Below are 22,680 nucleotides of genomic sequence, written 5' to 3'. Positions count from 1 at the left end.
CACACTCTGCTCACCGGCAGAGCAAAGTATTACTTGAAGGTATAGGAGTACTGAATGGCGTAAATCATTGCGCTGCACTTGGTGGTCTTAAAGAAAAATCCTTCTTCTTCAAATACCTCTCCGGTTTCCCCTTCCAGGTAGGTCAAGCCGAAGTCCAGCGCATGCGGACCGTGTTGGTAAGACAGCCCGGCGGAGTACCAGATCCGATCTGAATCGGGAATACTGGCAGTAACATGTTTATCGGTCGGGCTTTCGTCGTAGGCAATACCGGAGCGGACGGTCCAGTTTTCATTGAACTGATAGGTTGCCCCCAACGCGTAACGATTCGAGTTTTTCCACTCTTCAGGTTTTTGCAGACAAACTCTGTCACTTTCTCCCTTGGTACTGCACTCATTACCTTTTGAGGTTGCGAGAATTTCCTCAAAAGAACTCCAGCCGATATGGACCCAGCTATAATGAACGGCAAACTGATTAGTCAGCTGGTGATAACCGGAAAACTCGATAATTGAAGGCAGGTTTAGTGTCAGCTCACCATCAACATTACGGACGTAATCCAAAACGGCATTGTCAGTATTTAGCTGAACACCACTGAAATCCCCTTCCATATCGATATCGGATGCCCCGGTATAGGCAAGCCCCCAGCGGTGGTTATCATTGAGCTTATACAGCATGCCCAGCTTATAACCGAAACCGATACCGGTTCCTTCCATACTGGCGAACAAATCGGTTTCTCCCCCGGTTGCCAGTTCCGCAATAGACGAATAACGGTTCAGTTCTGCCTGCGCGAGTAACAGGCTGGCACTCGCGCCCAATACAAGGTGATCATTAAGTTCATAAGCCAGGCTGGAATTAAGGTTGATAACCGTCACAGAGGTATCGCCGGCAATCAGACCGAACTCTTTGTTAACCTCATCACTGTATTCAGAAGACAAGCCGAAATCCGCATAGGATCCGAATCCCAAAGTGACCTTGTCATTAAGTGAATGGCTCAGGTAAAAGGTCGGGACAAAAGCAGGAGGCCCGGCTTCATCTTCAAACGCATCTACAAACTGCCCTTTGCTGAATTCGATCTGGATATCCGGATCGATATAGGAAACACCGGTGGAAATATTCGTCCCATCCAGCATGCTGATAGATGCAGGATTACGCGCCAGCGCTGAAGCGTTATCTGCGATCGCCGCCTCTCCGGCAAATGCCCTTCCCAGCCCGGCCCCCGAATGTTCAGCGATCTGAAATCCTGCCGCAGATGCATGGCTGCTCATCCCGCCCATACTCACGACAGCTGCCATGATTACAGTCAATTGCTTCTTGTTCATTTTGACACCATTTTTTCTTGTTAGATTTGGATTTGTCACACCACCGCAATAAGCCACTAATTGCACTTGATGTTTGGCGCAAAACTTACAGAACAACATTCCGTATATCAACTGTATTTGGATAAAATGTTAAGTGGACTATTCTAAATTAAACTCACAACACACCGTTTTTAAGTAATAAACAGAATGAGCAAAGACTCACTTTAAAGTATTTAATCTATCGCAAACGGATGATTTTTAAAGATATAAAGAATGATATCCCATTTTATTTGGAGGAATTTAAGATAAAGAAAATTAAGCAATAATGAGGAGAAAACATTTTGCTTTCGTGACAAAAATAACGGGGAAAAAGACGAGAGAATAGACTCAGAAAGCCCACACCAGAAGCTGGTTTTACACGACAGAGCGCGAATTACAGGCATAAAAAAACCGCCTAAAAGGCGGTTCTTTCGGAAGATGGCGGTGAGGGAGGGATTCGAACCCTCGATACGTTGCCGTATACACACTTTCCAGGCGTGCTCCTTCAGCCACTCGGACACCTCACCAAATTGTTGCTGAGTACTATCGTCTCAACGAGGCGTTACTATAGTGTTCTCGTTGTACAAGGTCAATAAAAACCAGGAAAAAGGCAATCAAACGCTCAATATTACAGCAGCATAACGTACAGACCCGACAAAAAAACATGTTAGCCTGTCCAGAGCGTGCCAGACTGATACAATACCCGCCCGGGGTAAGCCCCTCAATTTATGTCATCAATTTCTGTTGACGCTTTCGTTCCTGTACCGCGTTCACCGGAAATGAAAATAAATCAATTAACTGAGATTGTATTATGTCTTCACAACTGAGTGAGTTACTACAAAACCCACAACTGGCAGATCAGCTACTTTCCGAAGCTCAAACCCGTGGTTTTGTTACCGCGATGGCAGCAGCCCCTCACCTAATTGATCCGGCAGAGTGGCTGGCTTTCCTTTGGGGCGGAGAGGAAACGTCACCATTTGCCAGCCATGAAGAGCTGGAAACGTATGCCAATGCAATCGTCAACCTGTGGAACGAAACCCGTGAAGCTCTGCTGACCGGTAGCTGGCAGTGGCCCGAAGCCTGCCGCCTGGACGATAAAGAGCTGGTTACTCAGGAAACCCGCGAACTGGCTGAAGGTGTCCTTCAGGGTTGGCAGCTAGCCCGTGATGACTGGGAAACCATCATGCCGGAAGAAAGTGAAGACAACGCCCTGCTTGGCGGCGTACTGCTTTGCTTCAGCCTGCTTTACGATCCGGAAAATGCAATGGAAGCTCTGTCACAAGAAGGCGCTGACAGCCTGGCACAGTTTGAAGAGATCTTTAATTCTGTACCGACCATGATTTGTGGCCTGACACTACGAGCCCACGCCCTGGTTGAAGAGCAGTAATCGCCTGTAACAACAAATTGTAAAAATGGCAGCGAATCCCCTTCGCTGCCATTTTTTTACTATTACCTATTCGTTACCAGTTAAGCACTAACTAAACCTCGTCGCTGATTTAGATAAATCATTGCAAACGCAGGCAAGTTCATCAGGACACCATAAAGTAGAGGTGTCAGAGCCAGTTCCGGTCGCTGCAACTGAACTACAGCAACAAAAATCGCAGTCCCGGCATTTTGAATCCCGACTTCAATCGCCAGTGTTTTCACCAACGCTTTATCTCCACCAAGCAACTTTGCCGAGGCAAAACCCAATAGCATTCCCGCAATACACAAACCGACAGCCGCGATTGATGCAACGGAAAACAACTGATGGAAAACTGCGGTATTGGCCCCGACGGTCACAATAACGGTCACAAACAACGCAACCAATGAAGAACGTCCGGCAAGGCGAGAAAAACGCGCAAACCAGTCCCCCTTTGCCCGGTGCTTGATCAGCATGGCAAGCAAAACAGGCACCAAGGTCACTGCAGCCAGCTGTAAGATTGCTGTTTTCAACGGAAATACCAACTGAACGTCCGGCATCACCAGCGTCAACATGACAGGCAGGCTGACCGGTATTATCAAACTACTGATGGCTGTCATAGAGATCGATAACGCCGAATCCCCGCCACTCAGGTGAGTGATCGCATTGGATGATGCTCCGCCAGGTGCTAATGCCAGCAACCAGAGGCCAATAACGACCGGCTCTGGTAACGCGAATACTGAGATCATGATATATGCCAGCAAAGGCAAACCAATAAGCTGGGCACATAAGCCGGCTAAAACTCGCTGCGGATATAAAGCTACCCGTTTAAAATCAGCGACAGTCAGGGTTAAACCGACACAAAACATCATCCATGCCAGCGCCAATGGCAATACCACGGTCAACATTGTCTGACCCATTATTGTTATTCCTTATTATCAAAGAAAAATGGCGACCATTACGGTCGCCATCTGTATTTTCTGTCAGCACCGACGGCTTAAGCGTTACCTTTCACCTTCAGCTGTAACTGGGCGGCAAATTCCAGCATACGGTTCAGTGGAATCAGCGATTTCTCTCGTAAAGATTCATCAACAAATATCTCGTGCTTTTCACCGCCTTCAAGCAGCGCAAGCTCAATCGCTTTCAGGCCATTCATCGCCATCCACGGACAGTGTGCACAGCTACGGCAAGTTGCCCCTGCACCGGCAGTCGGTGCCTCAAACAACTCTTTTTCCGGCACCATCTGCTGCATTTTGAAGAAGATACCTTTATCAGTTGCAACAATAAGCTGTTTGTTCGGCAGCTCTTTCGCCGCTTTGATCAACTGGCTGGTTGAACCTACAGCATCTGCCAACGCAACCACACTGGCCGGAGATTCAGGGTGAACCAGAATAGCAGCATCCGGATACAGGTGTTTCATGTCACGAAGTGCTTTCGCAGAGAACTCATCATGAACAACACATTCACCCTGCCACAACAGCATGTCAGCGCCAGTCTGCTTTTGGATATAAGAGCCAAGGTGGCGATCCGGTCCCCAGATAATAGGTTTACCTTCACTGTCGAGGTGCTCAACAATTTCAAGGGCGATACTGGAAGTCACCACCCAGTCAGCACGTGCCTTCACGGCTGCTGAAGTGTTGGCATAAACAACTACGGTGTGATCCGGGTGGGCATCACAAAACTCGCTGAACTTATCCGCTGGACAGCTCAGATCTAGTGAACATTCCGCTTCCAGCGTCGGCATTAATACATGCTTTTCCGGGGTCAGAATTTTTGCTGATTCGCCCATAAAGCGAACACCACAAATAATCAGGGTCTTAGCCGGATGCTGGTTGCCGAAACGGGCCATTTCCAGTGAGTCGCCAACGAAACCGCCGGTCTCTTCTGCAAGGGCCTGAATTTCAGGATCGGTGTAGTAGTGGGCTATCAAAACCGCGTCTTTTTCCTTTAACAGGGTTTTGATGCTTGCCTTGTATGCCTGTTGCTGCTCTGCAGTCAAAGGCTCAGGCTTGGGAGGAAACGGGTAAACCATTTCAGAAGGATCAAATGTTAAGCTCATCACTCACTTGCTCTGTCAGCTAGTCCTTGTTATCCGGGTATTATACCGCAAACGTTGAAATGATCACCTTTCTGGTTTTTCTCATATCAATACGAACAAAGAAATTGCAGAACTATGCTGATATAGCAAATCATCACGATCAAAAAAGGCCAGTAAAAACCGGCCTTTCTTTCTATCAAGACAGTTCTCTGTCCAGCAGAGCTATCGGGATGATTACTTACCAAGCTTACTAAGATTACGCTCAGCCTGACGCGAACTGGTTGAATCAGGATAGGTAGAAATCACTTCCTGATAATGTTTCTTCGCTTCTTCTGGCTTTTTGCTGCGTTCAGCGATAACGCCTAACTTCAGCATGGCATCAGCACGCTTGTTTGAGTCTTTAAAGCTGGCGACAGCTTTAAACTGTTCCGAAGCTTCTGCCAGTTTATTTTGGGTAAAATACAACTGACCAAGCCAGTAATGAGCATTTGGCTTGTAGACCGATTCCGGATAAGTTGCTAGGAACCCATTGAATGCACTCACCGCCCCCTTGTAATCCTTTTCTTTAAGGATCAGGTTAACGGCCTTTTCGTACGCTTCGTTTTCACTTACGTTGCTGGTGTAAGTCTCGGAAGATTTTTCCTCAGTTTCAGGCGCTTCCTTAACTTCTTTTTGAGGCTGACGACTCAGCGCATCCACTTCACGATACAGCTCACGCTGACGCTCAAGCATCTGCTTCAGATCATAACTGTTTCGCTCAACGATACCGCGCAGTTCATCCATTTCAGAGGACAGCTGGTCAAGCTGACGCTGCATATCAATTTGAACCTGATTTCGGGCCTCAATCAACCGCTCCAGACGCTCAAGGCTGGTATTGCCATTAGCGTTGTTACCATTTAACTCAGTAACAGGAGCAGGCGCGGCGACCACCTGGGTCGCCGCGCCAACCAGCAACGTAAATGCGATATTTCGCATCATGTTACTGTTCATAATATGTTTACCTATGAATTAGTAAACCAGAACCGAACGACGGTTCTTCGCATAGTCAGCTTCTGTGTGGCCAAGAACCAGAGGTTTCTCTTCACCGTAGCTTACGATAGAGATCTGGCTTGCTGGTACACCCAGAGCCTGAAGGTATTTAGCAACCGCGTTAGCACGGCGTTCACCCAGTGCGATGTTGTACTCAGGAGTACCACGCTCATCAGCATGACCTTCAACAATCACGTTAACACCAGCGTTAGTGCGCAGGTATTCAGCGTGAGCATTCAGCATATCTTCGTACGCAGGCTGGATTTCAGCGTTGTCAAACTTGAAGTAAACAGTTTGTTCCTGACGAAGCTGCTGGCTGCGTAGTTCCTGCTCAGAAAGAGCTGCAGAACCTGATTCAACTGGTGTTGCAACTGTAGTTTGCTCGGTAGCTACTGTACCTGTACCAGTATTCGTTTCAGATGCCGCTGAGCTGTCAGTGCTTTCGCTAGAGCTACACGCCGCAAGAGTGATCATCGGCAGCGCAATTGCCAGCCCCTTTAAAACTTTATTCAGTTGCATTTTATTTTCCTTATTTTACTAATTACGGTGAACGTTATAAGAACGGCCCCCATGACGGAGCTCGCACTCTCCCGTTCGTCGCAGGTAATCGTGCTTTAAAACGCCCGTCAATCGACACTAACGATAGCTCATTAAACTTATTATTCACTGAGCTGTAAATCACCATACCACCATTTGGGGCAATACTTGGTGATTCATCCAAGAATGTCTTGGTTAAAATTTGAAGTGCGCCAGTTTTCAGGTCTTGCTTTGCAATGTTATACCCGGATTCTGAGCGATGCACCATTACCAGGAATCGTCCATCCGGTGTCAACTGACCACCCAGGTTCTGCCTTCCTTGCCACGTCAGGCGCTCGGTCGATCCGTCAGCTAAATCTACTCGATATATCTGTGGTTTACCACTTCTGTCCGAAGTAAATACCATCGACTTGCCGTCAGGATACCAAAATGCTTCGGTATTGTTGGCGCGACCACGTGTAATTTGTTTCATTTGCTTGGTTTCCAGATCCAGAATATAGATCTGAAGGCTGCCACTTTTCGACAAGACCATCGCCAGCTTTTTACCATCAGGAGAGAAGCGAGGTGAACCATTATGGCGCGGGAAAGAAGCCACCATCTCACGGGTACCTTTATAGATATCCATGATAAAAATCTGAGCCTGCTTGTTCTCAAAACTTACATACGCAAGCTTACTGCCGTCCGGAGACCAGGATGGTGACATCAGCGGCTGCTGAGATTTAAGCACCAGACGCTCGTTATAGCCATCATAGTCAGCAATACGTAATTGGTAAGGGTAGCGAGACTGGTCATCAATTACTACGTAGGAAATACGGGTCAGGAATGCACCCTTTTCGCCAGTAAGTTTTTCATAAACGATATCGGAAATTCGGTGTGCGTACTGACGTAAACGACTCTCCTTAACCACAGCCCTACCGCTGTAAAGCACATGATCCTTAGTCAGAATCAAATTTCCATCTTGCAAACCGCGACTTTCACCACTGGTCAGCTGCCCACGAACCACATCCACCAGCTGATAAAGGATTTCATAATTCCCTTCTGGCGTTTTGCTCACTTTGCCTGTTACCAGGGCATCAACTCCCAGTGATGTCCAGGCATTATAATCAACCTGCTCTTCACTGTATGGAGTCTGTGGCATCTTACTTGTCGCAACCGGGCTGAATTTGCCGCTTCGGCGCAAGTCTGAAGCAATAACAGCAGACAAGTCAGTAGGCAGTCTGCCCTCACCTTCCCATTGAAATGGTACCACCCCGATTGGACGCGCTGAATCGATCCCTTCAGTGATCACCAATTCCAACTCAGCTTGTGCAACCTGACTAAAGCTCAATAAAGCAAGACACAAGCCCATTAGCCAACGTTTCATAACAGCTCCTTCATCATTGTGGGCTTACCGTTAATCGAATACTACGCAGTTTCTCAACAACAGCCGGATCTTCCGGCATTGGGAACTGACTAACTTTAACTACTGCAGCTTTAGAAGCACGGCACAACGCACTGTCGCCACCGACTTCACTTGCATCCAGCACTAAGCCACTGGTAGAAAGACGCATACGAATGACACATTCCTTTCCAATAAAGCCCTGATCAACAAGCAGGTTTTGTTCAATCATCTGCTTAAAGATAGCACCATATCGGTCGATCTCATCTGCAATATACTGCCCTCTGGCACCGCCTCGCTGCTGTGTCTCAGCCTCAAGACCAGCGAACATATCAGTCAACGCAGCTTCCTGCTGGCGTTGAAGCTCACGAGCTTCAGCCGCTTTTCGCTCTGCTTCTTTGCGTTCAGCTTCAGCCTTTCGCTTAGCAGCCAACTCAGCCTTTCGTCGCTCCTCCGCTTTGCGCCGTTCTTCTTCTGCCTTGCGCTTAGCTGCTTCAGCTTTACGTTTCGCTTCCTCAGCTTCACGCTGCTTAGCCAGTTGGCGCTGACGTTCCTGCTCTGCCTTGCGAGCAGCTTCCTGTTTTGCTTTACGCTCAGCTTCAGCCTTCGCTGCCTTTTGGCGGGCAATACGCGCCGCTTCATCGGCACGGCGTTTTTCTTCTTCCGCCTTGCGCTTAGCTGCAGCCGCTTTTTCACGTTCAGCTGCTACACGCTTACGTTCTTGCTCTGCCTCACGCGCTGCTTTTTCTGCTTTAAGCTTTTCAGCTTTAAGTTGACGTAGTCTTCTCTCTTCAGCCTGACGCTGTTGCTCAAGCGCTTCTGCTTGCTGTTCCAGACGTTTCAGGCGCTCAAGTTCAGCCTGTTTAGCCGCATTTCGTTGCTGGCGTATACGCTGCGCCTGCTGATTAACAAGGGCCGGATCAACCACAACAGCCTTGATAGTACTGCCCTGAGGCTTAGGCTTACTCATGGAAAAATCCGTTCCCCACAGCAATGCCGCCAACAATAAACCATGAAGGATCAAGGAAATAATGATGGCAGCAGAGTAATTGCTTTTATTCATCCTGCTCGCCTGCCTACTGCTCCAGTGGTTCTGTCATCAACCCGACAGAACCGACACCGGCCTGGTTCAGGGCATCCAGAGTTTCAATAATGTACGCGTAAGGAGCACGACTATCGCCACCTACCAGTACAGCAGACTTAGGGTTAATTTGCAGTTCAGCCCTGACACGGGTGAGAAGATCGTTCATGCGCAGGCCGCGGATCATATCGCCATTATCAACACTCAGGCCCAGGTTTCCGTCCTGATCCACTTCGACAATAATCGGCGCACTGCTGTTATCTTCACCCACCAGCTCGACAGCAGACTTAGCTGTCTGTGTTGCAGGAAGCTCAACATCCACGCCTTGGGTGACAAAAGGTGCCGTTACCATAAAGATGATCAACAGCACCAGCATGACATCAATGTAAGGGACGACGTTTATCTCCGCCGTCATTTTTCGCTTTTTCGGTTGATAAGCCATGGCTTACTGCTCCTGAGAAGCGGCAAAGGCCTGGCGGTGAAGAATACTTGAAAATTCTTCCATGAAGGTTGCATAGGTGTGTTCCAGCTTCGATACCTGATTGGTCAGGCGATTGTAGAACATAACTGCCGGAATCGCGGCAAACAGACCCATCGCTGTTGCTACCAATGCTTCTGCAATACCCGGAGCAACCATAGACAATGTCGCTTGCTTTACAGCACCTAGCGCGATAAAGGCATGCATAATACCCCATACCGTACCGAACAGGCCGATATACGGGCTGATAGAACCTACTGTCGCCAAAAATGGCAGGTTGGTTTCCAGCTCATCGACTTCACGGGATAGTGCCACACGCATCGCACGGCCTGTACCTTCCATAACTGCTTCCGGTACCTTGCCGTTGCTACGGTGCAGACGGGCAAACTCTTTAAAACCGGCATGGAAAATTTGTTCGGAGCCAGTCAGGCTGTCTTTGCGGGCCTGAACTTCCTGAAACAACTGAGACAGGTCGATACCGGACCAGAAGCGGTCCTCAAAACGCTCAGCCTTAGATGCTGCGAGAGAAAGAACCTGCGAGCGCTTGATGATCATCGCCCACGAAATCACGGACATACCCAGCAGAACCAGCATTACCGCTTTAACAAGCAAACTAGCCTGTAGAAATAGATCTAAAATGGATAATTCAGCAGTCACTTAGATATCTCCGACTTAATAACTTCTGGGATCTTGATTGGTTTCATAGTTTTAGGGTGAACACAGGCTACCTGAACCATTGCTTTACACAAGGCTTGACCGGCATTGTTGACTAAAACCTGACAAAAATCGATAGAGGCACGGCGGATATTGGCCGGCCAGGTGCGAACAACAAGCTGATCATCAAGTTTTGCGCCGCTCAGGAAATCGATATCGATATGGCGAACAACAAAGCTGACATCCAGCTGGAAAAATTCTTGTAAACTGACACCGTGACTGCGGAAGAGTTCCGTTCTTGCCCGCTCAAAAAATTTCAGATAATTGGCATGATATACAATGCCACCTAAATCAGTATCTTCGTAATATATCGTGATTGGCCATTCAAAGGCATTTTCTTCTGTCATCTGTTTCCTATGCCATCACATAATCCGGTAATTGTACCGGGGCTCTTGCTATTAACCGCTTACTATACCTAACTTGAATAGCAGAATGAAACGCCTCATTTACCAGGGCTCACAAAACTTCAAACTTTTTGACTGTTTTATTCGGCCTTTTGCAATCATAACCGACAAATGCTGCACTTTTATTCACCTTCAAACAGATAGCAAACAGCCCGATGCATATTGCATCGGGCTGTTTTCATTAAACTTATCAGTCGGATACCCGACTAGGAAAACAAACGTAGCCACAGAATCCAGGTCAGTACCGGCATAGCAACGTACGGCGTGAAAAACACTTGCCAGTACCAATGGCGGGGCACAAAGCCCACACCAAAAACCATTGCAGTGCAGGTTGACCATATCAGGGCCGGAGAGATTATCGGTCCGAATCCCCCAATCGCCTGGGCAAAAAGTGTAGGATCCCACATCACCAGCCCGGTGGCAGCCAGTGCCATCGCTAGGGAAAACAAGCGTAACAGCCCGTAGTCCATACGCTGGTGAACACCCTTCACCCAGAGATCAAGATTACTCACCGTTTGCATCCATGTTTTCTGTCGCTTCAAGCCACAGGGCGTTAATGATGCCAAATGAGCAGGCTAGCAGAACACCCAGAATCCAAGCGAAATACCACATAGTCTGTCTCCTTAGTACAGTGAATTCTTGTTGTCTTCGATAAACTTGTTATCAAGACGGCCAAACATTTTGTAGTAACACCAAGTGGTGTAGCCAAGAATAATTGGCACCATCACAAACGCGACACCCGTCATGATGTTCAGCGTCAGCTCAGATGATGTCGCATCCCACATGGTCAGGCTGTGGTTTGGCGCTTCGCTTGAAGGCATTACGAACGGGAACAGCGCAAAGCCTGCAGTCAGGATCACACCGGCCATTGTCAGGCTTGATGAGATAAACGCCAGCGCACCGCGGTCAGCACGGGAAGCAACCACAGTCAACAGCGGCATAATCACAGCCAGAGCAGGAGCAATCCATAGCAGCGGGTACTTGTCAAAGTTGGCAAACAGCGCACCAGACTGACGAATAACTTCTTTCGTCAGAGGGTTAGAAGGCGCATTCGTCACGATTTCTGAAGTCACGATATAACCTTCAATGCTTTGAGCCCAGAAACCTGCGATAGCGAAACATACAGCGGTAGCAATTGATGTGATCATAGCTACGTTACGAGAACGAGTATGAAGTGCATCAGTTGTTTTCATCTGCAGGTAAGCCGCCCCCTGAGTTGTAATCATCAGGATACTGACGATACCGCATAGCAGTGCAAACGGGTTAAGCAGACCGAAGAAAGAACCTTTGTAAGTCGGGATCAGCAGATCGTCCAGCACAAATGGTACACCCTGAAGCAGGTTACCGAATGCAACACCGAAGATCACCGGCGGTACAAAGCTACCTACAAAGATCGCTTTGTCCCAAGCGTTACGCCATTTTGGTTCTTCAATCTTTGAACGGTAATCGAAACCAAGCGGGCGCAACCACAGCGCAGCCAGAGTGACGATCATCGCCAGGTAGAAACCAGAGAACGCAGTTGCGTAAACCAGAGGCCATGCCGCAAACAGTGCACCACCGGCTGTGATCAGCCATACCTGGTTACCGTCCCAGTGCGGGGCGATTGAGTTAATCATTACACGGCGTTCAGTGTCTGTCTTACCGATAATATTCGACAGCACACCCACACCCATATCAAAACCATCTGTGATTGCGAAACCGATGCAAAGCACACCGATCAGCACCCACCAGATAAATCGCAATACTTCATATTCAAACATTGCTTAATTCTCCCTGATTACGCTTCAACCTGACGCGATACCACGTTCTGTGGTGCATCGGTAGTTTCAAAGTGGTAGCGACCTGTCTTCAGGCTGCTTGGACCCAGACGAGCAAACTTGATCATCAGGTACATTTCAGCAATCAGGAACACAGTGTACAGGCCAAGAATTGCCAGCATTGAGGTAATAATGTCTGACGCGGCAAGGTTAGATGCAGCCATAGATACAGGCAGGATCTCACCAACGGCCCATGGCTGACGACCATATTCAGCAACGAACCAACCGGCTTCTACCGCAATCCATGGTAGTGGAATACCGTATAGCGCAGCCTTCAGAACCCACTGCTTCTCGGTGATCTTATGACGGCAAGACTGGATAAATGCAGCACCAATGATACCCAGCATCAGGAAGCCACAGGCAACCATGATACGGAAGCTCCAGAACAGTGGCCATACTGTAGGGATTGAGTCGTCAGCAGCTTTTGCGATATCTTCTTCAGAAGCGTCAACCACATTGTCTGCGTATGGCTTAACCAGTAGGCCATAACCCAGGTCATGTTTCACTTCATCAAACGCAGCCAGATTTTCAGGTGTCTTCTCACCAGCACGTAGTTTCTCCAGCAGACCGTAAGCAATCATACCGTTACGGATACGCTCTTCGTGTTCTACTTTCAAATCACGCAAACCGGTAACTTCTGTATCGAAAGAACGCGTCGCAATAATACCCATTACGTAAGGGATCTTAAGTGCGAAGTCTGTTTCCATCGTTTTCTGGTTCGGCAAACCAAACACAGTGAACGCAGCTGGCGCTTCTTCTGTGTGCCATTCCGCTTCAATTGCAGCCAGCTTAGTCTTCTGTACATCACCCAGCTCATAGCCAGATTCGTCACCCAGAACGATTACCGACAGGATTGACGCCATACCGAATGCAGAAGCAATGGCGAAAGAACGACGCGCAAACGGAATATCACGACCTTTCAGCAGGTAGTATGAGCTGATCCCCAGAATGAACATCGCACCAGTAACATAGCCTGAAGCCACTGTGTGTACGAATTTAACCTGAGCTACCGGGTTCAAAACAACTTCGGCAAAGCTAACCATTTCCATACGCATGGTTTCGAAGTTGAAATCAGCACCTACCGGGTTTTGCATCCAGCCGTTAGCAACCAGAATCCACAGAGCCGAAAAGTTTGAACCAAGAGCTACCAGCCAAGTGACAGTAAGGTGCTGACGCTTAGACAGGCGATCCCAGCCGAAGAAAAATAGGCCGACAAGGGTAGATTCAAGGAAGAAAGCGATCAGTGCTTCGATAGCCAGAGGGGCACCGAAAATGTCGCCTACATAGTGAGAGTAATACGCCCAGTTTGTACCAAACTGGAACTCCATGGTAAGGCCAGTAGCCACACCCAGAGCAAAGTTAATACCGAACAGCTTACCCCAGAACTTGGTCATGTCCTTGTAGATTTGCTTTCCGGTCATTACATAAACAGACTCCATGATGGCAAGCAGGAACGCCATCCCCAGAGTCAATGGGACGAACAAAAAGTGATACATCGCAGTTAATGCGAACTGTAACCGCGATAGTTCGACGATATCAGTGAACATTGAGAACTCCTTTTTTCGCCAGGCTGACTGACGACAGTACTACACAGTGTACCGATGGTTGGGCTTAGCAAATGCAACTTTATAACTGCAATTTAGGTACCTTCCTGGCCACCATCTTTTAATAATCAATGGCTTCCTTTTGTATGTTGCAGTTGTGTACTAAATTAGTTAATTTATTGTTAAGCTACAGCTAATAAAGTCATTGCTAATATTACTGTCATTCTTCTCGCCGCTCAATGGGTTTATCGCACATTTTGCTTTGATAAATATCAAAAAAAGCAGCTCATTTTTTAAACACCAAGCTCTTGATTGATTTAGATCAAGCTTTTTCAATACTCGATATTTTCAGGTTTGAACAGAAAAAAACACTATCTTTAATGCCAATGAATAGCGGTTAACACCCATTCATAACCTGTTTTTAAATCATCATACATCTTGCTTATCACGGTTAGAAAAAACAGGCCTTCTTGCTCTGATTAAGAGGAAGCATTACACCTCTAATATCATTAATTCCGTGACTAATACGTAATTTAGGGGCTCAACACCCCACTCATCACATAAAAAAATCTAATCCGAAACACAAATTTATATCGCTTTCTAGAGATGGGAAAATATCTATAATCAGCGTCAGAAACAGATGAAGCCGCCCAGACAGTAAAAATCGTCTTTTTGGCGGGTTATGCGCTGTTTCCCCAACAATGAATTTGATGATTGAGGAAGTAGTTATGGCTCGTTTTATTGAAAAAATTATTGCTCTTTACCAACCAAGCTTCACCGAGTTGTATAAGAACAATATCTAAAAAGTGGTCAATAATGACCCACTAATCGCCGTTGTGAGTACTTTGCTCCTTTATTTGCGCCTTTAATTACCGAAGTGATGTCAAAGTTATGTAAACGAAGCAGGATTTTTTTGAGCGATTAGTGTGCTCTGGGAATAGCAAAAACAAAAAAACGAGGCCTTGGGCCTCGTTTTTTACTTATCTTCCGAATCAGCTTTCCGGTATATCCAGACCAAAATGCAAATAGGCGCGATGAGTCGCAATTCGGCCTCTTGGCGTGCGCTGCAAGAAACCCTGCTGGATCAGGTAAGGCTCCAACACATCTTCAATCGTATCTTTTTCTTCACCGATCGCCGCCGCAAGGTTATCCAGACCTACAGGTCCCCCCATAAACTTGTCGATAATAGCCATCAGCAACTTGCGATCCATGTAATCAAAACCGCTGCTGTCTACATCCAGCATATCCAATGCTTTACCTGCAGTATTCGGGCAGATATGGCCATTGCCTTTTACTTCCGCATAATCTCGGACCCGTCGCAGCAGACGGTTAGCAATACGAGGTGTACCACGGGAACGCATCGCGACTTCTTTGGCCCCGGCTTCTTCCATCGACAATCCCAGGCAGTCAGCACTGCGCTGAACAATGCCACACAGATCCTCAACCTTGTAGTATTCCAGACGCTGGGTAATACCAAATCGGTCACGCAGAGGTGAAGTCAGAGAACCAGCCCGCGTTGTCGCACCAATCAGGGTAAACGGCGGCAGATCAATCTTAATTGAGCGAGCCGCTGGCCCTTCACCAATCATGATATCCAGCTGATAATCTTCCATCGCCGGATACAGCACTTCTTCAACCTGCGGGCTCAGACGGTGGATTTCATCAATAAACAGGACATCATTTTCTTCCAGGTTCGTCAGCAGAGCCGCCAGATCACCGGCTTTTTCAAGCACCGGACCGGAAGTAGTGCGAATACTCACCCCCATCTCATTGGCGACAATGTTAGCCAATGTGGTTTTACCCAAACCGGGAGGACCAAAAATCAACAGGTGATCAAGGGCTTCATCACGAAGCTTCGCGGCTTTGATGAAAATTTCCATCTGATCACGGACATGATCCTGCCCCTGATAATCCTGCAACAGTTTGGGACGGATCGCGCGATCTATCAGCTCTTCTTCACGAGTTGTAGGAAAATCACCGGCTACCAGTCGATCGGCTTCAATCATGAATAACTACACCTTAAACCATAGAACGTAGGGCATCGCGGATAATTTCTTCGCTGGTCATATCCGCTTTTGCTACCTGAGAAACTACTTTCGAAGCCTGCTGTGGCTTGTAGCCCAGCGCAATCAGCGCGCTGACAGCTTCATCTTCAGCCTTGGCTGCATTTGGCTCTTCAACCGGAGCATTAGACGCCGCAGAATCAAGTGCCGGAGTAAACAGATCACCTTCACCCCAGCCTTTCAGACGGTCTTTCATTTCAACAACCAGACGCTCAGCCGTCTTCTTACCAACACCAGGAATTTTCACCAGCGTAGTAATGTCTTCATTTTCGACACTCAGAACAAATTGGCTCGCCGTCATAGCAGACAGAATAGCCAGACCCAGCTTAGGACCGACACCGTTAGCCTTAATAACTTCACGGAAAAGCTCTCGTTCGCTCTTCTTATTGAAGCCATACAACAACTGAGCATCTTCGCGAACAATAAAGTGTGTTGAGATAACCGCTTCCTGCCCGACTTCCGGTAGTTCATAGAAACAACTCATCGGCATTTGTACTTCATAACCGATGCCACCCACCTCAATTAGTACTTCAGGCGGTTGTTTTTCTAAAATGGTTCCACGTAGTCGGCCAATCACAACAATATCTCTTTATTGATTCACAAAATTGGCTCTAGGATAGTAAAGAGCTGGATGTATATCCAGCTCTTTTTCATTAAATATGGTGGGATTAAAAGACTCAGTTTCTGGAGGAAACAACCGCATTAAGGCTGTCAGCCAGCCCTTTAAGGGTTTCAACCTGCTCTGCCAGCTGCGCACCCTGTGTCGCTACCGAGTCAGAAACATGGTTGGTTTCAACCACACTGTTTGCCACTTCACTACTGGCTGAATTAAGCTCTTTCAGGGCATCGACCTGATGGCCCATTATGTCCGCCAGACGGTTTACGTCCACGGAAATACTGCCAATTTGCTCAATAATGCCTGTCAGCTCGGTTGTCGTTGCTTCAATAACCGCTTGCCCGTGCTGAACTTCATTTCGGCTTTTTTCCAGCAAAGCCCGTATCTCGACGGCAGAATCATTACTTTTCGCCGACAGCTCCCGAACCTGATCGGCAACGACAGCAAAGCCCCTACCCTGTTCTCCGGCCCGTGCCGCTTCAATGGCGGCATTCAGTGCCAACAGGTTGGTCTGCTCTGCGACTGAAGTGATCAAATCCGCGACGGACATGATCTCGTCATTACTACTGAGGATTTGGGCGATCGCCTGTGTTGAAGCATTCAGTGAACCTGAGCTCTTCTCTGCTTGAGTACGGATTGTTTCGCTACGAGCTTTCAGTTCGCTTACGAAACGGTCTGATTCATCAATGCCTTCTGTCATCTGCACCAACTGCTGGCTCATCTGTTCAGCCGCACTGGCCTGAGATTCACAGTTAAGGTTCAGATCATTAACCTGCTGGTGCAAGCTCAGCGACTGCTGCTCTAACTGAGCTGCAACCTGTCCAAGCTGGCTGGCATTATCGCTGGCTTGCTCAAGCACCACTGATAGCTGCTGCTCACCCTGTTGGGCTTTATCAGCAATTGCCTGGCTACTTTGCTGTGCCTGCTCTGATGCTTCAATCGCATCATGGCGCTGCTTCACGGTATAAGCCTGAGCAATGCCAATCACCACCAGCGGCATAATCATCCCGGACCAGATTTCAACAGCAGCTGCAGAATCCGTCAGTTCAAGGTGCGGGAATACCGTCCCTGACAAATGCTGACTTATCATCCATGCGGAAACAACGACTACAAATACGCTCCAGAACGATGCCATCAATGGCTTTGCCGCCAGGAAGAAAGCAATGATCAGCAACGGCATCCAGAATGCCTGGGTCGAAACGACGATACCACCGCTTTGATAAACGATATTGATGGCATGGGCCACCATACCGAAGAAGCCGATATTAAGCGCAAATTCAGGTGTACGCAGCATACGTAAGACCACCCCAGCCATGAGTTCGCAACCTATCAGCAACAGTGATGTCATTATTAACAGCGAATGGTCATGATTGAACCATTTAAATAAGCTGTAACAACCGACAAAGAAAGATAGCAGAGTAAAAAAGAGAAGTGTTTCTACATAGCGGGCCTGTTCTCCTTGCCAGCTATGCGATGATGGCATAAACAAAATACGCCAAATCGCCAATGGGGTCATTGCCTACGTTCCTTATTCCTTATATGACCACTGGTTAATATAATTCATATAAGTTTGTGTTAACAAAAGAAAAAAGCAGCCAATGACTGCTTTTTTGATCAAGTTAACAACAGCTGCCAACAGCTATTGATAGAACGAATAATAACACGCACCGCCGTTAACGATAGCGTCCGCGCCTTGCCCCTCTTGCCTGACCTGCCATTGCAATCAGGGTCTTATGAGTGTGGGCATGACAGATTGCTACCGCCAGGGCATCCGCCGCATCGGCCTGAGGTTTACCCGGTAACTTCAGCACAGAACAAACCATATGCTGCACCTGAGCTTTATCGGCACCACCGGAGCCAACAACAGCCTGCTTGATAAGGCGGGCTGCATACTCGCTGACAGGCAGCCCTGCATTTACTGCCGCAACAATAGCACTGCCGCGCGCCTGGCCAAGTTTAAGGGCCGAACTGGCGTTCTTCCCCATAAACACTTCTTCAATAGCGAAAAAATCTGGCTGGAACTGAGTGATTACTTCTGAGACACCGGCATAAATCTGTTTTAGCCGGCCGGGGATATCCTCGGCAGAGGTGCGAATGCACCCACTGCCAAGATATTCAAGGTTGCGCCCTACCTGCCGAATCACACCATAACCGGTGATCCTCGAACCAGGGTCAATCCCTAAGATGACTGACATTCAGTCACGCTCCTATAACGGTATGCTTTACCTGCCAATTTGCGGATAAAACCACTGCACGTCAAGATTACAGCTGAGCTGCAACCTCATCAGAAATATCACCGTTATGGTAAACTTCCTGAACATCATCAAGATCTTCAAGCGCATCAATCAGGCGTAGCAGCTTAGGTGCAGTGTCTGCATCCAGCTCTGCTTTAGTAGATGGAACAAGAGTTACTTCTGCGTTTACCGCTTCAAAGCCTGCCGCATCCAGTGCATCTTTCACCGAACCGAAATCAGTCGGCGTAGTGTAAACGTCGATAGAACCATCATCATTGGTTTCAACGTCGTCAGCACCGCCTTCCAGTGCCGCTTCCATCACAGCGTCTTCATCAAGACCTGTCGCGTAAGAAATCACGCCTTTCTTGTCGAACAGGTAGTTTACGCTGCCGTCCGTGCCCAGGTTACCACCCGCTTTAGAGAACGCGTGACGAACACCGGATACAGTACGGTTGCGGTTATCAGTCATGGTTTCAACCATTACCGCAGTACCGCCAGGACCGTAACCTTCGTAAATCACGGTTTCCATGTTGTCGTCACCTTCACCACCAGCACCACGACTGATTGCACGGTTAACGGTATCACGGGTCATATTGTTTGACAGCGCCTTATCAACGGCCGCACGCAAACGAGGGTTATTGTCAGCTTCCGGGCCACCTTCTTTGGCTGCCACAACGATTTCACGGATCAGCTTAGTGAAGATTTTACCGCGCTTGGCATCCTGCGCCGCTTTACGGTGTTTGATATTGGCCCATTTACTATGACCTGCCATAACATACTCCGGATTCTGATTAGCCAACAAATGGCTAAAGTTTCACAAATGAATACCAATCTGATGAATACGTTTTAATACCAAGCCGATTTAATTCAGCAATGATTTTGATACAGACTGGCCTAAAAAAAGACTGGCCTTTCGGCCAGTCTAATAAAAGATGAAAGAAGCTTATTTCTGCTCTTCCGTTTCTTTCTGAGCAACCTGAACTGCAATTGCCAGTTCTTCCAGCGCTGCCGGGTTAGCAACACTTGGTGCGTCAGTCAGAAGACATGCTGCCGCCGTTGTTTTAGGGAAAGCAATCACGTCACGGATGTTTTCAGTACCGCACAGCAGCATAACCAGGCGGTCAAGACCGAATGCCAGGCCCGCGTGTGGTGGAGTACCGAATTTCAGAGCGTTCAGCAGGAAGCCGAACTTCAGTTGCTGTTCTTCTGCATTGATACCCAGGATATCAAATACTGTCGCCTGCATATCCGCATTGTGGATACGAACAGAACCGCCACCCACTTCGTAACCGTTGATAACCATATCGTAAGCGTTAGAGTTCGCTGCCGCAGGGTTCTCTTTTAGTTCTTCCGGACTAACGCCCAGTGGAGATGTGAATGGGTGGTGCATTGCGTGCAGGTTACCTTCGTCGTCTTCTTCGAACATTGGGAAGTCAACAACCCACAGCGGAGCCCATGCTTTAGTATCTGTCAGCTCAAGGTCTGTACCCAGTTTCAGACGAAGTGCGCCCATTGCTTCTTCAACAACACGCTTCTTGTCTGCACCGAACAGGATGATGTCGCCAGATTCAGCCTGAGTGCGATCAAGCAGCTGAGCAACAACGTCTTCGTTCAGGAACTTAGCAACCGGAGACTGGATACCTTCGAAGCCAGCTTCACGATCGTTAACCTTCATCCATGCCAGGCCTTTCGCACCGTAGATACCAACGAACTTAGTGTATTCGTCGATCTGCTTACGGCTCAGCTGAGCACCGCCCGGTACGCGAATAACAGCAACACGGCCTTTCGCATCGTTTGCAGGGCCAGAAAATACTTTGAAGTCAACGTCTTTCAGGATGTCCGCAACGTCAACCAGCTCAAGTGGGTTACGCAGGTCTGGCTTATCAGAACCGTAGCGACGCATTGCTTCTTCAAACTTCATTACAGGGAATGCGCCAAGATCTACGTTCAGCAGCTCTTTCCACATTTCATTGATCATGCGCTCAGTTACTTCACGCACCTGATCTGCGCTCATGAATGAAGTTTCGATATCGATCTGGGTGAATTCTGGCTGACGGTCAGCACGCAGGTCTTCGTCACGGAAACACTTAACGATCTGGTAGTAACGGTCGAAACCAGACATCATCAGTAGCTGCTTGAACAGCTGAGGTGACTGAGGCAGAGCGTAGAAGCTGCCTTTATGAACACGGCTTGGTACCAGGTAGTCACGAGCACCTTCAGGTGTCGCTTTAGTCAGTACCGGCGTCTCAATGTCCAGGAATGCATTGTCATCAAGGAAACGACGGACAAAGCTAGACGCTTTCGCACGCAGCTTAATACGGTCGCTCATTTCAGGACGACGTAGATCCAGGTAACGGTACTTCAGACGCTGTTCTTCAGTGTTAGTCTGGTTGAAGTCAAGCGGCAGAACGTCTGAACGGTTGATGATTTCAAGGCCGTTTGCCAGCACTTCAACTTCACCTGTTGCCATGTCTTTGTTTACCTGGCTTTCAGGACGAGTGCGAACTTCACCGGTCAGACGGATACAGAATTCGTTACGCAGTTGGTTAGCGACTTCGAATACGTCTTTCATATCCGGATCGACAACTACCTGAACAATACCTTCACGATCTCGCATATCGATGAAGATTAGACCGCCTAAATCGCGGCGACGATTAACCCAGCCGCATAACTCTACTGTTTGCCCTGCTAAGGACTTGTTCAGGTGACCACAATATTGGGTGCGCATATGAAATTCCCGATCTGTTTACTTACTTTCCTGTGAGCGAATTAGGTTTGCTAATCACTTATCATGCACAGGCTTAATCAATCCCGGCCGGAATCGCTCATTCCTTATCCGATTTCAAGGGGGTGGCTCTGGCCGAGAGGCAAAAATAACGAGGTATTATAAAGAAAAACTCTAATGTAGGAAAAGGTACAACCCGAGATCAAGTAAAAATCCCCGATTATTTTGACTAATTCCAAACAATCTAAGCACAATAGAGAAATAGTAGACTGATTATCGCGGATATTTTCCCCAAACCAGCAAAAACAGGCCTGAATATGTCCAGTTCGCAGACACCTCCACTTCGACTTGGTTTAGCCATGTGGTCCCACAGCCATTGGCAACAGAGCCTGTATGGTTCCGGCTGCAAATCCGGCGAGCGATTAGCACGTTATGCCCAAACTTTTAATACCGTTGAAGGTAACACAACCTTCTATGCCACCCCGGCTAGCACGACGGTCAAAAAGTGGAATGAAGCGACACCGGACAATTTCCATTTTACCTTTAAGCTGCCACAAACGATTACCCACCAAAACCAGTTGATGCATTGCGAGCAACTGGTGGCAGATTACCTGACGGTAATGGAGCCCCTGGCTGAAAAAACCGGATTATGGAAAATCCAGCTACCCGCCAACTTTGGCCCAAATGCCCTGTCAGCTTTGGATAAATTCCTGGCAAAGCTGCCATCTCACCTCAACTGCGGCGTCGAAGTTCGCCACCCGGCCTTCTTTGCCAAAGGTGAAGAAGAAAAAATACTGAACCGCCTGCTAATTGATCACGGAGCAAACCGCATCATCATGGACAGCAGGCCAGTCTTTGCGGCACCGCCAACCACAGAAGCAGTCATCGATGCCCACCAGAAGAAACCAAAAGTCCCGGTTCATGCCATTGCAACAGCAACCAACCCGATGATCCGTTTTATTGGTCACCCGGATGATCACAGTAATGATCCGTTTTTCGCCAACTGGCTTCAACGCATTCCCCAGTGGCTGGATGATGGTAAACAGCCCTACCTGTTCATCCACACCCCGGATAACAATCAAGCACCGGAACTGGCTACCCGTTTGTATCAGCAGCTTCAGCGACAACTTGGTGAAGCTAATACGCTGCCCGATATTCGTCTTCCTAATCTCAATGGTAAGAGTTCGCAAATCACGCTGCTTTAGCCAAACCGCACTAAAAACAGCTTAATTGCAGCTGATAACAAATTAACTATTCATAAATCACTAAAGACAAGCGGCCGCATT

At 48.0% G+C, this 22,680-nt stretch carries 22 protein-coding genes and 1 tRNA gene; 2 read left to right on the top strand and 21 right to left on the bottom strand.

Translation table 11 applies throughout. The annotated features are described in order from the left end of the window. Positions 1 to 29 precede the first annotated feature (29 nt). Entirely contained in the window at positions 30 to 1,316 is a 1,287-nt protein-coding gene (locus AACQ93_RS05465; RefSeq protein ID WP_064602724.1) for an OmpP1/FadL family transporter, read from the bottom strand. 457 nt (positions 1,317 to 1,773) lie between these two features. Then, positions 1,774 to 1,861, bottom strand: a tRNA-Ser gene (locus tag AACQ93_RS05460). Positions 1,862 to 2,145: 284 nt separating this feature from the next. Here AACQ93_RS05460 and AACQ93_RS05455 point away from each other — a divergent pair. Beyond that, positions 2,146 to 2,721 carry a UPF0149 family protein gene (locus AACQ93_RS05455; protein ID WP_007461880.1) on the top strand — a complete coding sequence of 192 codons (576 nt, stop codon included), beginning with the start codon at positions 2,146 to 2,148 and terminating at the stop codon, positions 2,719 to 2,721. Positions 2,722 to 2,801: 80 nt separating this feature from the next. Here AACQ93_RS05455 and AACQ93_RS05450 read toward each other — a convergent pair whose 3' ends face one another. From AACQ93_RS05450 to aspS, 19 genes are all read right to left on the bottom strand, one after another. Beyond that, entirely contained in the window at positions 2,802 to 3,656 is an 855-nt protein-coding gene (locus AACQ93_RS05450; protein WP_064602722.1) for a bile acid:sodium symporter family protein, read from the bottom strand. A gap of 77 nt (positions 3,657 to 3,733) precedes the next feature. Then, on the bottom strand, positions 3,734 to 4,795 hold the full coding sequence (nadA, locus tag AACQ93_RS05445; RefSeq protein ID WP_064602720.1) for a quinolinate synthase NadA: 1,062 nt from the start codon (positions 4,793 to 4,795) through the stop codon (positions 3,734 to 3,736). Between the two features lie 213 nt (positions 4,796 to 5,008). Then, the gene (gene ybgF, locus AACQ93_RS05440; RefSeq protein WP_064602718.1) at positions 5,009 to 5,764 is read right to left on the bottom strand and encodes a tol-pal system protein YbgF; all 756 of its coding nucleotides are present in this window, start codon (positions 5,762 to 5,764) and stop codon (positions 5,009 to 5,011) included. A gap of 18 nt (positions 5,765 to 5,782) precedes the next feature. Beyond that, positions 5,783 to 6,322, bottom strand: a complete 540-nt coding sequence (gene pal, locus AACQ93_RS05435; protein WP_064602716.1) for a peptidoglycan-associated lipoprotein Pal — start codon at positions 6,320 to 6,322, stop codon at positions 5,783 to 5,785. A gap of 34 nt (positions 6,323 to 6,356) precedes the next feature. Next, positions 6,357 to 7,703, bottom strand: a complete 1,347-nt coding sequence (gene tolB, locus AACQ93_RS05430; protein ID WP_064602713.1) for a Tol-Pal system beta propeller repeat protein TolB — start codon at positions 7,701 to 7,703, stop codon at positions 6,357 to 6,359. Between the two features lie 13 nt (positions 7,704 to 7,716). Beyond that, positions 7,717 to 8,781 carry a cell envelope integrity protein TolA gene (gene tolA / locus AACQ93_RS05425; protein ID WP_064602711.1) on the bottom strand — a complete coding sequence of 355 codons (1,065 nt, stop codon included), beginning with the start codon at positions 8,779 to 8,781 and terminating at the stop codon, positions 7,717 to 7,719. Positions 8,782 to 8,794: 13 nt separating this feature from the next. Next, positions 8,795 to 9,241: a protein TolR gene (gene tolR / locus AACQ93_RS05420; RefSeq protein ID WP_007461872.1), complete on the bottom strand. Its 447-nt coding sequence runs from the start codon at positions 9,239 to 9,241 to the stop codon at positions 8,795 to 8,797. Between the two features lie 3 nt (positions 9,242 to 9,244). After that, entirely contained in the window at positions 9,245 to 9,934 is a 690-nt protein-coding gene (gene tolQ / locus AACQ93_RS05415; RefSeq protein ID WP_064602709.1) for a protein TolQ, read from the bottom strand. Continuing rightward, the gene (gene ybgC, locus AACQ93_RS05410; RefSeq protein ID WP_007461870.1) at positions 9,931 to 10,338 is read right to left on the bottom strand and encodes a tol-pal system-associated acyl-CoA thioesterase; all 408 of its coding nucleotides are present in this window, start codon (positions 10,336 to 10,338) and stop codon (positions 9,931 to 9,933) included. Before ybgC ends, tolQ begins: the two co-directional genes overlap by 4 nt. Before the next feature lie 263 nt (positions 10,339 to 10,601). Continuing rightward, a complete protein-coding gene (gene ybgE / locus AACQ93_RS05405) occupies positions 10,602 to 10,916 on the bottom strand; it encodes a cyd operon protein YbgE (protein ID WP_255377048.1) in 315 nt (104 codons plus the stop codon). Next, entirely contained in the window at positions 10,900 to 11,007 is a 108-nt protein-coding gene (gene cydX, locus AACQ93_RS05400; RefSeq protein WP_036798371.1) for a cytochrome bd-I oxidase subunit CydX, read from the bottom strand. Before cydX ends, ybgE begins: the two co-directional genes overlap by 17 nt. A gap of 11 nt (positions 11,008 to 11,018) precedes the next feature. Further along, positions 11,019 to 12,155: a cytochrome d ubiquinol oxidase subunit II gene (cydB, locus tag AACQ93_RS05395; RefSeq protein WP_007461867.1), complete on the bottom strand. Its 1,137-nt coding sequence runs from the start codon at positions 12,153 to 12,155 to the stop codon at positions 11,019 to 11,021. A 17-nt stretch (positions 12,156 to 12,172) separates the two neighbouring features. Continuing rightward, on the bottom strand, positions 12,173 to 13,759 hold the full coding sequence (gene cydA / locus AACQ93_RS05390) for a cytochrome ubiquinol oxidase subunit I (protein WP_064602708.1): 1,587 nt from the start codon (positions 13,757 to 13,759) through the stop codon (positions 12,173 to 12,175). 989 nt (positions 13,760 to 14,748) lie between these two features. After that, entirely contained in the window at positions 14,749 to 15,762 is a 1,014-nt protein-coding gene (gene ruvB / locus AACQ93_RS05385; protein WP_064602707.1) for a Holliday junction branch migration DNA helicase RuvB, read from the bottom strand. 13 nt (positions 15,763 to 15,775) lie between these two features. Next, entirely contained in the window at positions 15,776 to 16,396 is a 621-nt protein-coding gene (gene ruvA / locus AACQ93_RS05380; RefSeq protein ID WP_036798369.1) for a Holliday junction branch migration protein RuvA, read from the bottom strand. A gap of 100 nt (positions 16,397 to 16,496) precedes the next feature. After that, the gene (locus AACQ93_RS05375; protein WP_064602706.1) at positions 16,497 to 17,951 is read right to left on the bottom strand and encodes a methyl-accepting chemotaxis protein; all 1,455 of its coding nucleotides are present in this window, start codon (positions 17,949 to 17,951) and stop codon (positions 16,497 to 16,499) included. Between the two features lie 157 nt (positions 17,952 to 18,108). Next, on the bottom strand, positions 18,109 to 18,630 hold the full coding sequence (gene ruvC / locus AACQ93_RS05370; protein WP_007461861.1) for a crossover junction endodeoxyribonuclease RuvC: 522 nt from the start codon (positions 18,628 to 18,630) through the stop codon (positions 18,109 to 18,111). Between the two features lie 67 nt (positions 18,631 to 18,697). Continuing rightward, a complete protein-coding gene (locus AACQ93_RS05365; protein ID WP_007461859.1) occupies positions 18,698 to 19,441 on the bottom strand; it encodes a YebC/PmpR family DNA-binding transcriptional regulator in 744 nt (247 codons plus the stop codon). Positions 19,442 to 19,612: 171 nt separating this feature from the next. Further along, positions 19,613 to 21,397: an aspartate--tRNA ligase gene (gene aspS, locus AACQ93_RS05360; protein ID WP_007461858.1), complete on the bottom strand. Its 1,785-nt coding sequence runs from the start codon at positions 21,395 to 21,397 to the stop codon at positions 19,613 to 19,615. 314 nt (positions 21,398 to 21,711) lie between these two features. Between aspS and AACQ93_RS05355 the strand changes: the two genes are divergently transcribed. Then, on the top strand, positions 21,712 to 22,599 hold the full coding sequence (locus AACQ93_RS05355) for a DUF72 domain-containing protein (protein ID WP_064602704.1): 888 nt from the start codon (positions 21,712 to 21,714) through the stop codon (positions 22,597 to 22,599). Positions 22,600 to 22,680 lie beyond the last annotated feature (81 nt).

The sequence above is a fragment of the Photobacterium sp. J15 genome (assembly GCF_963870815.1).
Classification (GTDB): Bacteria; Pseudomonadota; Gammaproteobacteria; order Enterobacterales; family Vibrionaceae; genus Photobacterium; species Photobacterium marinum.
This window is presented reverse-complemented; position numbering and strand designations above follow the sequence as displayed.